Raw genomic sequence first — 15,095 nt, 5'->3', positions numbered from 1 at the left:
ATCACTCCTATTCCTTCATGAACGCTTCAACAAATTGTGACTCCGTTAGTTCCCCGTCCAGAACACGATTAACTAGTTCCGAATAGAGGTCGTCCCTGGGCTTATCCCCTTTGGGAGAAGCTGTATACATTGGAGAGGAAATATCTAGTGTTTGTGATTTTACAGTTCTGATCTTGTCCCGAATTCGTTCAGGGTTCCCTGCCATGACCATCACTCTGGAAGAACCGGATGATAGTGCAAGGGTTAATGCCTTTATTCCCTGATTCGAATGCAGGGGTTTCATTCCCATTTGCCGCCACATCATTTGTTTGACAGATGAGTTCACCTTCATGCCGCCATTTTCCCATAATGGCCAGTTTACGGACAGTGTCCTGCCGCTTCGTTTGCCCTGACTCACCATCGTTTCCCGGTATGTTGCGTATATGTCCATGAATGCATTGGCTGTAGCGTAATCACTCTGCCCCATATTGCCGAGCACGGCAGTTCCAGAGGAGAACAGAATGAAGAAATCCAATGCTTCCTGCTGTGTAGAACGATCCAGGTGTATAGTGCCCGCCACTTTGGGTTTCATAACCTCACGCCATTCTTCCTCTGTCTTGGCAAGAAACAAACTGTCTCTGATTAATCCTGCTCCATGAATAACGCCGTGGATAGCGCCATAGACTTGTTTGATGCTATCAACAAGGTTCTCCACGGCTTCACCATCCGCTACATCAACCTGCAAATAGTCCACCCGTGCTCCCTGCTCTCGCAATACTTCAAGGGATTGTTCCATCAGGCCGTCCATCGGTGATCTGCCCACGAGAACAAGCGTTGGATGCTTGGCCTGAGTAGCGATCTCTTGCGCAAATACAAGTCCAAGCCCTCCCATACCGCCTGTAATGAGGTAAACACCATGATCACGCCAAAACCGTTGTTCAAGAACAGTGGACGGATCAATCTCTTGCCAGTCTGCCAATTCCCGTCGACGACCCGTATAACGAATCCAGTTATCTTTAGGCTCGCAAACGTCCAACTTCAATAGCTGTAAAATATCTGCGTTGTCCAACTGTTCGTCCATTTCGATCAACTGTCCTGCAACAGCCGGATATTCGAGTTTAATACTTTGCAACATACCCGACAGCGCAGCATACAAACGCTGCTCTCCATCATTAGGCACAACGGCCTGTATAATTCGCGGTTTATTCGATTCTCTGGACAGTATCGTTTGAAGTTTGCCAAACACCTGCAAGGCACCATCCTCAAACCAACTTTCGGCTGTGGCCATTCCCTGATCCAACCCAATCGGTATAAACGATGCTGACGGAAATTCAAGCTCCATCTCACTCAACCTGCAAGCGAATGCACCACATAAAATAACGATATGCTCAGCATCTGGAGTCTTCCGGCTCCGACCTGCTCCTTCCACCTCCATCTCCCGCCAGTACGGCTTTAACAGCAGCATTTCAGACTCAGCGGGTGTGTCAGCATCTGGCGCTGTGGATTCTGGATCGGGAAGCTCTCTGGAGGAAAAGCCAATTAAACGAACACAGACATTTCCTTTTTGATCAAACAAATCAATGTCAAACGTCATTCCTTTCCCATCCGAACCGGAACTGTAGCGCACCCATGACCACATGTCCTGAGCACAATCTTTATAGATCTGGACTTTCTTTAACGCAAAAGGAACCGAAGGCTGTGGTCCACCTGAACCATGTCCCGCCTTTTTCCCATCCACATCAGGATGCTCCAGCATCATGCCAATAGAGGCCTGCAACGCGGAGTCCAATATACAGGGATGGAGGACATATGAGTTCATTTCCGGCAACAAATGCTCAGGCAGCTTCAGTTGGGCCAAAACTTCCCTTTCACCGATGAACATTTGCTGTATTCCCTCAAATGCAGGTCCGTACTGGATACCAGCTTGCCTAAATGCCTTGTAACAATCTTCACCCGTCCAGGTCGATCGGCTGCATGCAGCCATGAGTTCGTTCAGATCATGAATTGGAGCCGATTCAGTCTTTTCATTCCATCCCAGCTGTCCTTGACTGTATACATGACGTTTCCCCTCAGCCTGCTGGCCTTGTCGGTATATCTCATAACTTATAAGTTGAGGATTCTCTGTGACAGGATGTAATCCGATTCCTACCTGAATGCTGTTATGAATTGCTGCATCTCCGTCCATGACAACCGGACTGATCCACACCACATTTTGCAGAAAAACAGGTCTTGTTCCGGCAGCGGTAAGCTGCAATGCAGCCCGGGCCATCTCCAATTGGGCCACCCCGGGAAGTACGGAGACTCCATGGATAATGTGATCCTTAAGGAAAAATTCTCTTCCATTGAAAACCGAGCTGAACCTTTGCTCAGTGAAATCAGACGTATTTTGTTGCACCAGGGGGTGAAGAGAAGTCCATAAGTGCTCCCGCGATGGCTGCTCTTCCCTTTGCTCCCTTTCCTTTGACGCCATCCAATATTCCTCTCGGGCAAAAGGATACGTTGGCAGGCTGATGCGTAATGGTGTTACATCGCCATACATCTGTCCCCAGTTCAGATCATAGCCCTGGGCATACAGATCAGCCAGCACATGGAGTATATCCCTCTGTTTCTCCGAGGACAGACTTCTTTCGGTGCTTTTGATAATCCATTCGTCCCCATGCTCCTGTAACAGCTTTTGTCCAGTAAACCTTCTTGGCACCACGCCCTCAAACAAACCCCCTGACTTGGATTGCCCCCGTTGTTTCAACATGTATACGGCATCTTCCCTGGACTGCACAACCACCGCACAACGGTGTCGGAAATGCTGTCGTCCCTCCAGCAGCGTGTAGCTGATTGCCGTCAGATCCGGCTCTTCTTCCCGCTCCAGTGCGGTAATCATATCTTCTACCTTGCGCTGTAGTGCCTCTTCTGTTTTGGCTGACAACGCCAGCAAATAATAAGGTGACGCATAACCAGCCGTTCGTTTTTGCCCGCTGCCTTCATAACTTTCCACCACGACATGCACGTTGGTCCCACTCATACCAAAGGCACTTACCGCTCCCAGTCTCGCCTGCTCTGTTCGTGGCCAAGGCCGATTGCTTTTGTTCACATAAAACGGCCCCTCCGACCACCGGATATATTCACTTTCCTCTTCACAGTGCAGACTTGCCGGGATCGTCTCATGACGCATCGCCTGTACCAGACTGATCAAACTCACCACTCCCGAAGCGGCGAGGGTATGACCCAAATTCGTTTTTACCGACGTCAGCGCACAGGAGCCTGGCTCCATATTTCTTGATTTGTAGGCTTCCTGCAAAGCATTGATTTCAACCGGGTCTCCAAGACGTGTTCCCGTCCCGTGGGTCACAATGTACTGCATGTTCTCCGCCCGAATGCCGTACCGGGTATACACCTCATTCATCAGTGCTGTCTGTGCTACACCACTCGGCGCGGTGATTCCATTCGTTTTGCCATCGTAGTTCATGCCGCTGCCCCGAATGACCCCGTAGATCGAATCCCCATCCGCCTCGGCCTGCGATAAGGTCTTTAATACAACAACCGCTATCGCTTCTCCCGGAACCATGCCATTGGCACGTTGGTCAAACGCATAACAGCGCCCATTCTCAGACAGCATGCCCGCCTGGGACATCGCTTCGAGTCCCTGCTCGGTAAGCAGCAGGCTCACCCCTGCCGCAAGAGCCGTGTCGCACTCTCCGGCTCGCAGGCTGGCACAGGCTTGATGAACAGCCGCCAGCCCCGAAGAACAAGCCGTATTAATCGCCATATTGGGACCATTCAGGTCCAGCAGATAGGCTAATCTGGCGGCCAGAATGGCATTGTGGTTGGATGTAAGCGGCCCGTCCAGACCGACAACTTGCAAATACTCGTTATTCTCCACCCCGACAAACATACCGACCCGGCCGGAGGAAAGCTGTCTTTTACCATAAGCGGCATCTTCAAGCGCTCTCCAGGATTCCTGTAACAGCAATCGCTGACGCGGGTCCATGCTCTCGGCTTCACGCGGAGAAATTTCGAAGAAGCGTGGATCAAACTCCCGTACCCCTGGCACAAGACCGCATTTCCAAGGTTCACGCCCATTGTGGGTGGAAAACCGGTCCTCCGGTGCCCTTTTTATCGCTTCCTGACCCTGACTGATCATGGACCACATCTCGTCCACATCTCGTGCTTCGGGGAAACGTCCGCTAATACCAATAATGGCAACAGGTTCCGTGAATTGATCCATTTTGTCCAGATTACGTGCAGTTGGGCGAAGATCGGATGCAGGGAAGGATTTGCCGCCAGCCCATCTTCCGGAACGTCCGGATCGGTAACCTCGGTCCGCGACATCGGATTTCATGTCGGTCACGGCCTCCCTTTCTTCGTACATGCCAATTAAAACATCCCGATGCTCGTTTTCCAGATATTCAGCCAATCCCTTCAGTGTAGAATGTCCAAAGAAAATGGATGGTGTCAGTTCCACTCCGTAATGATGGCTTAACCGTGCTGCATACTCCGTCAAGCTGATGGAATCAAATCCAAACTCCGCAAGATTGGCATGAGGGTCCAATTCTTCATGAGGTATCTTTAACAGCTCGCTTGCTATTTCTCCAAGCTCCCATTGTGTGCATTCAGCCACCGTTTTGCCACGCAACTCCACACGCACACGCCACTTCACCGCAGGATTCGTACGATTCGCAGGATTCAAAACCGGATTCCTGACTCCATGTGAAGACTGAGGTATGCTGACAGCTTCATCAGGTGTGAATTCAACACCCAGAAAACGATGTATGCGTTCCGGTTTCCCCGCCATAACGAGTTGGTGAGCGTAAGGTTCATTTAGAATTTTTGGAAATAATGCCACCCCTTCGTCTTTTTCCAGAAAACGTTGACCGCTGGTTTTGAGATACATGGCCGAAGCATTCTTTTCGCCTGTGCCCATTCCGCCCTCTCTCCAAAGCGGCCAGTTGATGGATACCGTGTGAATAGGACCCGTGCGATGCTGTTCTTGGGCATAGGCCATCTGGAATCGATTCGCCACAGCATAATCACAGGAACCGAAGTCTCCCAAAATAGCCGATGAGGAAGAGAAATAACTGCGGAACTCCAGCGGTTCGTTACCAAGCGCCTTGTCCAATGCCATTGTTCCTTGGATTTTGGGAGCAAGCACACGCTCAAAATCTGCTGTTGATTTATCCAGCACACTTACCCGACTTTCAATCCCGGCGGCGTGGATCAGTCCGTGAATTTCGCCGAATTTTCGTTTAACTGTTCGCACCGCTTCTTCGACTTGTTCTAATACAGCAACATCAGCCTGAACATACATAACCTGACTGCCCGCCTCGGTCAACTCATCAATTCTTTGCTGTTTCACAGAATCCAGGGAAGATCGGCCCATCAACACCAGATTTACTCCCAGCGGAGCCCATGATCTGGCAAAAGCGAGGCCAATTCCTCCCAATCCGCCTGTAATCAAATATGTCTTTCCTGGCAACACGTATTCTGTTCCCTGTTTGTAATGCTCGACAGGTGGGATTGATCTGATACGGCTTACTTTGCGCTGATGATGCTCATAACGTACGCTGCATCGCTGGTTCGATCTTAATTCTCGCCACAGCCGCTCACTCCACCATTGCCAGTTCACTTCGTTTATGGATTGCACATCACTGCTGATCACCTGTAATTTCGTATGGGGCATCACGAGCCCAAGTGAACGCTCAAAACCAATCCATGCATCCAGGTAACAACGTTCGATTCCTGTTCTGTATTCCCCGGCGAGCAGAATTCGGCCAGGCTTGATCTTCTCTACTGCCAAGGCCTGAAGCAAAAGTAAAATCGGCTTCGTGTCTTGCAGCAGTAGTGGCTCCTCCAGTGCCGACAAATATAGTACAGTATCCACGTTCCCATATTGCTGGCTGATCTCCTGAAGCGCTTCCCTGTACTTCGCTTGATGATCAAGGTCCGTCTCTTTTTCCCACATTCCCGGATCGATGAAGACCAGCCGGATCTCAGGGCTGTGATGTTTCATCAGTGAAACGAACCTCTCCTGATTGTCCTGACGGGAAAGTACACATAATATGGTCTGGGTTCTCTTCATGATGAAGTTCTGGCTCCGATTCTTCCCATATTTCCTCAAAAGCCATCAGAAGGCTATCATCAGCGACCTCACGTTCTATCTCCTTTCTTTCCATGTCCTCCGGCACATCTTTTGTCATCAAATTCTTTTGGACCTGTAATCCCGCCATGTGTGCAACTACCTGTTCTTTCTCATCACAGAAAGTAACATCCAGCCCGGAATCCAACTCCCTGATCCACATCCACAGCGGATGTTGCAAGTGATCTGCCGAAAATTCCATAGACTCCATGGAAAGCCAGGTATGTCTTTGACTCTGTACCTCATGTGCATGCGAGTCGCCTATCTCATGTGCACTCGACTCGCCTACCTCACTTGCTGGTATCGTTTTATTACGATAATCTGCTCCCGGTCTTGTCTGAAAGATGTTTGCCGCCAATGATACGGCTTCAGTCAGCGACTTCGGTGTAATCAACAAAGCCCGATCCTGATCATTGCTTTCAGTTGAAAGCTTTATTAACACTTCATTCTCTCCGGTATAACAACAAACAATGGATGAGCATATACCTTCTGAAGATGGGCTCCCAAGCTCCACCTGTGTACATCTTTCGGTAATGGACTGCACATCCATTGGGGGCCTCACGAATTCCAGAAGTTCATACTCGATGCGACCCCTGCTCCATAACTCTTCATCGCCCTCAGCTCTTTCACTGAATATCTCATAGATTAAGGATTGATCTGACTGTTGAATAATAGCCACATGAACCTCCAGCGCCTGCTCTGTCACCACAACTGGATTGACCCATTGATGGTCGATCAGCTTCATCCGGACCGGAGCCTGGTTCATCTCGCCCGCTCCCTTTAACGCATATTGCGCAGCAGCCCGGACCATCTCCACATGGGCTGAATCCGGCAGACATTTGTAACCCGATTCCATAGGGTCATGCAGTAACGGATCTTCCAGTGTAAAAATAGAGCTATACCGCTGTTCGCGCAGCGTTGACGTATTCCGGTGTACAAGCGGATGAAGCTTTGCTGTATGATGCTGCTCGTTCATCTGGACTGTTGCAGTGGATGACCGGGTCACCCAGTATTCTTCCTGAGCAAACGGATAAGAAGGCAGATGAATACGTCCAGGAGCAGCCTCGCCGTACATGTTCACCCAATCCAGCGCGTAACCCTGGCAGTATAAATCAGCCAGGACATGAAGAATGTCACGGTATGCCCCGGTTGAGGGTGCTTGAGTTTCATGCTGAAGTTGATGTAATAGCTCATGACCGTGTTCCCGGACAATGCGCTGTTCAATGAACTCCCGGCCCACTGTCCCGCGAAACATCTTCCCGTTATTTTCTTTCGTATCGAACTGTTTCCAGACATGCACGGCATCCGCCCTGGACTGTACAACTACCGCACAGCGGTGACGGAAATGCTGCCGTCCCTCCAGTAGCGTATAGCTCATTGCCGCCAGATCCGGCATCTCTTCCCGTTCCAGTACAGCGATCATGTCCTCCACCGCGTTGTAGTGCTGCTTCCGTTTTGGCCGACAGTGCCAGCAAATAATAAGGCGCTGCATTTCCAGCCATTTGTTTTTGCCTGCTGCCTTCATAACTTTCCACCACGACATGCACGTTGGTTCCACTCATGCCAAAGGCACTTACCGCACCCAACCTCGCCTGCTCCGTTCGTGGCCAAGACCGATTGCTTTTGTTCACATAAAACGGCCCCTCCGACCACCGGATATATTCACTTTCCTCTTCACAGTGCAGACTTGCCGGGATCGTCTCATGACGCATCGCCTGTACCAGGCTAATCAGGCTCACCACTCCCGAAGCGGCGAGGGTATGACCCAAATTCGTTTTTACCGACGTCAGCGCACAAGAGCCTGGCTCCATATTTCTTGATTTGTAGGCTTCCTGCAAAGCATTGATTTCGACTGGGTCTCCGAGACGTGTTCCCGTCCCGTGGGTCACAATGTACTGTATGTTCTCCGCCCGAATGCCGTACCGGGTATACACCTCATTCATCAGTGCTGTCTGTGCCACACCACTCGGCGCGGTGATTCCATTCGTTTTGCCATCATAGTTCATGCCGCTGCCCCGAATGACCCCGTAGATCGAGTCTCCATCCGCCTCAGCCTGTGATAAGGTCTTTAATACAACAACCGCTATCGCTTCTCCCGGAACCATGCCATTGGCACGTTGGTCAAACGCATAACAGCGTCCGTCCTCGGACAGCATGCCCGCCTGGGACATCGCTTCGAATCCCTGCTCGGTAAGCAGCAGGCTCACCCCTGCCGCAAGAGCCGTGTCGCACTCTCCGGCTCGCAGGCTGGCACAGGCTTGATGAACAGCCGCCAGCCCCGAAGAGCAAGCGGTATTAATCGCCATATTGGGACCATTCAGGTCCAGTAAATAGGCTAATCTAGCGGCCAGAATGGCATTGTGATTGGATGTAAGCGGACCGTCCAGACCAACAAATTGCAAATACTCATTGTTCTCCACCCCGACAAACATACCGACCCGACCGGAGGAAAGCTGTCTTTTACCATAAGCGGCATCTTCAAGCGCTCTCCAGGATTCCTGTAACAGCAATCGCTGACGCGGGTCCATGCTCTCGGCTTCACGAGGAGAAATTTCAAAGAACCGTGGGTCAAACTCCCGTACCCCTGGTACAAGACCACATTTCCAGGTGGCATCCTTTTTACTGCTGGTGAATCGATCCGAGGGAACGGTCTTAACAGCCGTTTGCCCATTTACGAGAATCGACCACATCTCATCTACATTGCGCGCTTCGGGAAATCGTCCGCTGATGCCAATAATGGCAACAGGTTCATCGGCCGTTTGCATTCGACGTGTATCTCCCAAACGCCAGTACTTGCCAGATGCTTGTCTTTGGGCCTTAGGCTTTCGGGCTTTGGCACGATGCTGTGCCGCTTTGCTTATAATCGGTGCAGCTTGCTCTGTATGTTTTTCTTCCGTTTGAATTTCGTGATCTGCATATTGATCCGTGATGGCCTGCGCGAATTCTCGCTCCAGATAATGAGCCAATTCATAGAGTGTGGTGTGATCGAAAAATATGGATGGTGCCAGATCCACTCCAAAATGCTGATTAAGAACCGTTGCGTATTCAGTCAGGCTAATGGAATCAAATCCATATTCCGCAAGATTTTCATTGCCATCAATCAGTTCCCTTGGAATTTTCAACGTTTGCCCAGCCAGTTCCCTTAACTCCCATCTTACACACTCCGACGTTGTTAGGCCCAAAAGCTCCGGTCTCCGGCGAGAAGCCATGGGAGCAGATGAAGCTTCTTTTGAGAGGATCACGGTTTCTTTCTCGGATTTACTAAATGAAGAATCAAGTGCAAATGCACCTGTACCTGTAGTTGCAGTATCCGAATGGACCACCATTCCTTCGTTTTCTGCCTCTGGCGATATGGCTGTAAATCCTGCTTCTAATCCCTGAATCTTTAACACTACGCGTCCTTCTGATGAATACAAACGAATGTCCAACACTTCAAGCCCTGGCGCCCCGTCCATCCGTTCTCTTCTGTCTACTCTCGCCCAAGAAATGTTTGATGCGCCTATTGCATCAAGTCTTTGAAGGGATTGAATGTAAACAGGACGTGAAGCAGACATATCCAACTGCTGCTTTGCTTCATTTTCGATTCCCGTCCAGCCCAGCCCCCATAAACGGCAAGCTGAATTGCATATACTGGCAGTTTGTACACCGGTGGTACAGATAACATATCCGTTGCATGTTCAAACTTGATCAGGATATGACCTTCCCCCGCATATATACGTTCTACCGCATAAGGAGATGAGGACAAGGGTGGCTTTGAAGCATGGTTCGCAAAAGCAGTGATCGACGAATCCAGCTCAACAGTGTCGAGCACATCGACAGAGCCAATCTCCAGAGCATCTGATGCTGTAAACTCAAAAGCCACCTTTTTGGCCATTCCGCTACTGTATACGGGCTGGGGTCCCCCTGCATTTTCACCATATATGACGTATCCCACTGTTAAATGTGGTTCGCATTGCAATGAGATGTGTAACGGAAGTGTCTGATCAGACACGTAAACAGAGCTGTCCCATACCACATCCTGCAACTGGATCGATAATTCAGATTCTTCTTGATCATGATGATCAGGTAACGCCAAATCCAGAGCCGCATAGGCGATCTCCAGATGAAGTAAGTCAGGCAATAATTTTGCTGCTTGTTCTTCATGGATCTCCATAAACATAGGTGAGTCCAACGTGAAGAGTGAACTGTATCGCTGCTCATGAAGATCCGAAGTATTGCTGTGCAGAAGTGGATGAAGCATGGCTGTCCTATTATTTCCAATTACGTTGGAGTTGGACGATGCTTCCTTTAATTTCATTGGAGCCCAATAACGATTTCTTGCAAAGGGATAGGACGGCAAACTGATTCGACGCGGGTGCTGCTGTCTGTTTTCCCCGAATAGCTCCATCCACTGGATCACTGCCCCACGTGTCCACGCGTCCAGTACATGCTCATAACGACCCTGGGACAGCCAGCGTTTCACATTCTCTTTCATGTCTTCCTCATCTGTTAACCAGCCCGGATTCTCCTGCCCTTGCTTCTCATGACCCTGATAGTACTGGCTTCCTTTGCCTACCGGTTCCGTCTGACCCGCTTGTTCCACATAGCTGTCCAGCTTGGCGACCAGTTCATCCACCGTTTGCGCCAGCACGCCCAACCGAGCCTCCATTGCTTCACGTCCGGTTTGCAGCGTATAGGCGATCTCCCTTACACTCCAGCTGCTCTGCCCGATGCGAAGTGCATCCCGCAGCTGACGTGCCTGAACGACCAGTCGTTCCTCGTTTCTCGCCGACAGCACAACCATCCCGGGAACTTCATTTTTCTCGCTTTTCTCGCTTTTCTCGTTTTGCTCGTTTGCCTGTTCTTGCACCAGTTCGGGTTCCTGGTATTCCTCCAAAATGAGATGAGCATTCGCTCCACCTGCACCGAACGAGGAAATTCCCGCCCGTCGTGGTACGATCTGACCGTCCACCCTTGGTCGTGCCCAAACGTCTAGCTCCCGCTGGACCGTGAATGGGGTTTGACTAAAGTCAATATGTGGGTTCGTCTGCTGCACATGCAGGGACGGCGCCAGCTCCCCATGCTGCAATTGCAGCAGCACCTTGGTGACTCCCGCGATACCTGCTGCGCTCTCTGCATGTCCGATATTGGATTTCGCTGAGCCAATTGCACAGTAGGCTTCTTCCGATGGCTCTTGCTGAAAAGCTTTACTCAACCCCGCAATCTCGATGGGGTCACCGAGCGACGTACCCGTGCCATGGGCTTCCACATAACTGATCGTCCGCGGGTCAACTCCCGCCTCACGCAAGGCCCGGCCGATGACGTCCGCTTGAGCGTTGGGATTCGGCACGGTATATCCGTTCGTTTTTCCACCGTGATTCAAGGCCGACCCTTTGATCACGCCGTAAATCCGGTCCCCGTCTGTAACGGCTCGTGCAAGCGGTTTTAACAGGACCGCGCCGACGCCTTCACCCGGCACATACCCATCGCCCCCTTCACCAAAGCTCTCACAGCGGCCTTTGCTGGACAGGAATCGTCCTTGAGACAACATGATATATTTGTTCGGGTGAACCGACACATTCACCCCGCCTGCGACTGCAACCTGACACTCATTCTGTCTTAAACTCTGGCACGCCAGATGAATGGAGGTCAGCGAAGACGAACACATCGTATCCACCGCCAGACTCGGTCCGCGGAAATTACAGAAATACGACACCCGGTTGGCGATGGACGCCGGATTACCGGAGAGCGCAATTGAGGACTCAGCCCCGTACAGCTGGTATTCCTCGTACATCACACCTACGTATACACCTACAATGTCGGCAGCCAAACGCTCCCGCGTATACCCCGCATCCTCCAGTGTCTCGTACACACACTGCATGAACAATCGTTCCTGCGGGTCCATCATCTCGGCTTCCCGGGGAGAGATCTGGAAGAACAACGGATCGAATTCGTCCACACCGTCCAGAAATCCGCCCCAGCGTCCATAAGTCTTGCCCGGCGTACCCGGCGCCGGATCATACACCTGCTCCTGATCCCAGCGTTCTGGCGGGATTTCGGTGATACTGTCCGTTCCACTGCGCAGATTCTCCCAAAACTCATGGATATTCCGCGCTCCCGGATACCTTCCCGCCACACCAATAATGGCGATGTCCTGCTTCTCCTCTTTCTCTTGCACCTGAATGAATGATTCAGTTGAATTTATCGAATTCAAAGAATTCATTGGTGCTGCGTTCTTCGACTCTGGATTAGTAGCTTGTTGATTCTTTAACGTCCTCTTTTGGCGTAAAATGCCCTTGGATTTAACGTCCTCTATTTCTGGCTTTTGTACAGCAACCGAGGTCGGAGATATACTAACGGACTCCTCAGGACGTTCTCCCCCTACAATGAGTCGCAGTTGTTCATGATGGTGCTCAAGAAAATATTCGCTCAGAGCCCGAAGGGTCTGATACTCGAAAAAAAGTGTTTTGGGCAAGAGACCAAACTGTTCTTCCAAATGGGTAGTCATCTGCATAATAAGCAGCGAATCTATGCCGTATCGATCCATGGCTGTATCTGCATCAATCCTTGATTTTGGAAGTCCGATGACACGGGCTAAACGCTCTTGCAGAAATTGAACTGTTTTCACTCGCAAATCAGCATCATTCTTCTGCGCAAGGTCATGTTTCACTTCATTCATATCCAGGTCCATTCGCTCCTTCCCCAGTGGGTGGATCTGACCGGTAACATGCCGGATCGTTTGACTCATGTTCGAGTGTTCCAACAGTGTCTCTGCGGAAATGTCCCATCCATGCCGGGTCAGCAGTCTGCGGGAAAGCTCACTCCATTGCACCGGGTCCAAACCATATTCGCTCCAGTCCATGTCCGGATCAATCTCCTGCTCCCCCACGTTCAACAAAGCGGCCACTTCCAACGTGAGCACAGCTACAGCTTCCTGCTGGCCCATGCCTCCCGCCAGAGGCGCTCCAAGCTCGGTTGATAACGATTCCGGGGAAGATCCATGCCCGTTAGCGTTAGTGTTTACGTTAGTGTTTGCTGACTTCATCGGTTCAGTTGACCACGAATCTATCGGCTCCAGCAGGCTTCTGCGCAGCGCCAACAGATTGCCTTCCGCAACCGCCACCTGACTGCTTCCACTCGCCCAGGCCTGATACAGCGCCTTCACACCCGACGCGGTTCCCAGCGGTCTTAGTCCATGCTGTTTCCACAGACGCGCCTTCCCCTCTTCCTCCAGCCGCATCCCGCCTTCTTCCCACAACGGCCAGTTGATGGATAAGGTTCGCCCTTGACACTCCCCGCGTTTCATCCGCGCATTTCGGCTCACCGCATACGCATCCATATACCCATTCGCGGCGGCATAATCGCCCTGCCCTGCATTCCCCGTCACCGCTGCACCGGAGGAGAACAGCAGCAGTACATCCAGCGCCTCTGTCCCGATCGCTTCTTCCAGGTTCCGTGTGCCATTTACTTTCGGGGCCAGCACCGCCTGCCAGTCGGGTTCCGTTTTGTACCGAATTAGACTGTCCCGGATCTCTCCGGCACAATGCAGCACCCCGTTCACCCGACCGTATTGCTGACGAAGACGCCGAAACAGTGCATCGACCGCCTCTCTGTTGGTGACGTCCACCGTTTCATAAAGCACCCGAGCAGGAAGCTGCGCCATCTCTCGCTGTACCGTCTCTGGCATCGCCGGAGATCGGCCGGTCAAAATGAGCGTACTGCCTTCTGTTCGAGCTGCAATTTCCCGGGCCCAGATCCACCCCAGTCCACCGGCTCCACCTGTAATGACGTACACGCCTTCGTCCCTCCAGGGAGACAACAGCGGAACCCCGGTCTTCGGCTTCATCTCCGTTTCCGCATGTACATTTCGAATCCAATTTTCATCCATATCCACATTCTCATCCATGTCCACGTTGAGCGCCTGCCAGCCCGTTCGCTTCAGCTCACCCGCTTCCCAACGCAGGTGAGTTTCCTCCGCATGGAGCGCACACTGGTGCAGCTGCTCGATCAACATTGCGGCAGATGTCTCTGGCTGGACTTCGACCAGCTGTGCCAGACAGCCCGGATACTCCAGCCGCACCGTCCGCAGCAGCCCACTCAGGCCAGCGAACCGTCTTCCTTCTTCATCTCCCGCCACGACAACCTGCAAGGCCATTTGGCCGCTTTGAAGTTTTGAAAGTTGCTGCTGCACGTGATGCAGGATGGCCTCAACAGCCTGTCCGTACCGCGCCTCCAACGACCCCGTTAACGTCATCTGCTCCCAGGACACCTCCGCATCCGCGAAATCTTGCGGGGCCCAATCACATAGCAACACCGCAGGTTCGACCGACGGAACCGCAGGCGTTAGAGAGCGCTGCGGCAGTTCCTGCCACTCGGGCTGCACCAGCAGCACGCCTTCCCGGCCCCGGCTGTCCGGCACACGCGAGGTGATCCCCCGCAGCCGTATGCAAACCTGTCCCTCTGAATCGCACAGTTCCAGATCCAGTTTGCGGACTTCACCTCCGCAGCGGAAGATGCCGCTGCGTCGGGGCGAACACGCACTACCACCCACATTTGCGCTTGGCAAGGAGCCATCACTTCCGCCTCCTCCAGCGCAAAAGGCAACGGAGCGGAAGCCGAATGGTTCCCATACCGTTCTACTGTGCTCCCAAGGGCCGCGTCCTCTTCACCCTCCAGAGCTGTGGACCTCATCGCTACCGCGATCTGATCTCCTGCCAATAGGGCGATGGTCGCTTGCAAGGCCCCATCCACCATACCCGGATGCAGTACGGTGTCCGCTTGCCCTTCGAAGAAGGCGTGTGGCAGACACAACTGCGCCAAGGCCTCGTCCGCCCCCCAGTGTAGTTCGACAATCGCCTGATGGGACGGACCGTACTCCAAGCCCAGCTTCCGGAACGTTTCATAACAGACTTCCCCGCTGGCCTGTCCCTGCGTACAACGGCTGCGTACAGCCTGCAAATCCAGACTTTGCACGGCTTCTGCGAGGGGGCGTCCGATGCTCACACGG

4 protein-coding genes and 1 pseudogene are annotated in these 15,095 nt (G+C 52.0%); all 5 read right to left on the bottom strand.

The window, feature by feature from the left end:
* Positions 1-7: 7 nt before the first annotated feature.
* Positions 8-5,983 (bottom strand): type I polyketide synthase, encoded by a 5,976-nt coding sequence (locus MHH92_RS12950; protein WP_340904093.1) that lies wholly within the window; start codon positions 5,981-5,983, stop codon positions 8-10.
* Positions 5,964-7,487: a CurL C-terminal domain-containing protein gene (locus tag MHH92_RS12945; RefSeq protein ID WP_445744706.1), complete on the bottom strand. Its 1,524-nt coding sequence runs from the start codon at positions 7,485-7,487 to the stop codon at positions 5,964-5,966. The genes MHH92_RS12950 and MHH92_RS12945 overlap by 20 nt, the downstream gene beginning before the upstream one ends.
* On the bottom strand, positions 7,372-9,663 hold the full coding sequence (locus MHH92_RS12940) for a beta-ketoacyl synthase N-terminal-like domain-containing protein (protein ID WP_340904091.1): 2,292 nt from the start codon (positions 9,661-9,663) through the stop codon (positions 7,372-7,374). Before MHH92_RS12940 ends, MHH92_RS12945 begins: the two co-directional genes overlap by 116 nt.
* Complete coding sequence (locus tag MHH92_RS12935; RefSeq protein WP_445744670.1) at positions 9,609-14,654, bottom strand: SDR family NAD(P)-dependent oxidoreductase; 5,046 nt, start codon at positions 14,652-14,654, stop codon at positions 9,609-9,611. The genes MHH92_RS12940 and MHH92_RS12935 overlap by 55 nt, the downstream gene beginning before the upstream one ends.
* A gap of 152 nt (positions 14,655-14,806) precedes the next feature.
* Positions 14,807-15,040, bottom strand: a pseudogene (locus tag MHH92_RS30580) (polyketide synthase dehydratase domain-containing protein); the annotation flags it as partial.
* Positions 15,041-15,095 lie beyond the last annotated feature (55 nt).

Source organism: Paenibacillus sp. FSL M7-1414 (genome assembly GCF_038003195.1).
In the GTDB taxonomy this organism is placed as follows: Bacteria; Bacillota; Bacilli; order Paenibacillales; family Paenibacillaceae; genus Paenibacillus; species Paenibacillus amylolyticus.
The sequence above is the reverse complement of the archived record's forward strand: the minus strand, read 5'-3'. Positions and strand labels throughout refer to the sequence as shown.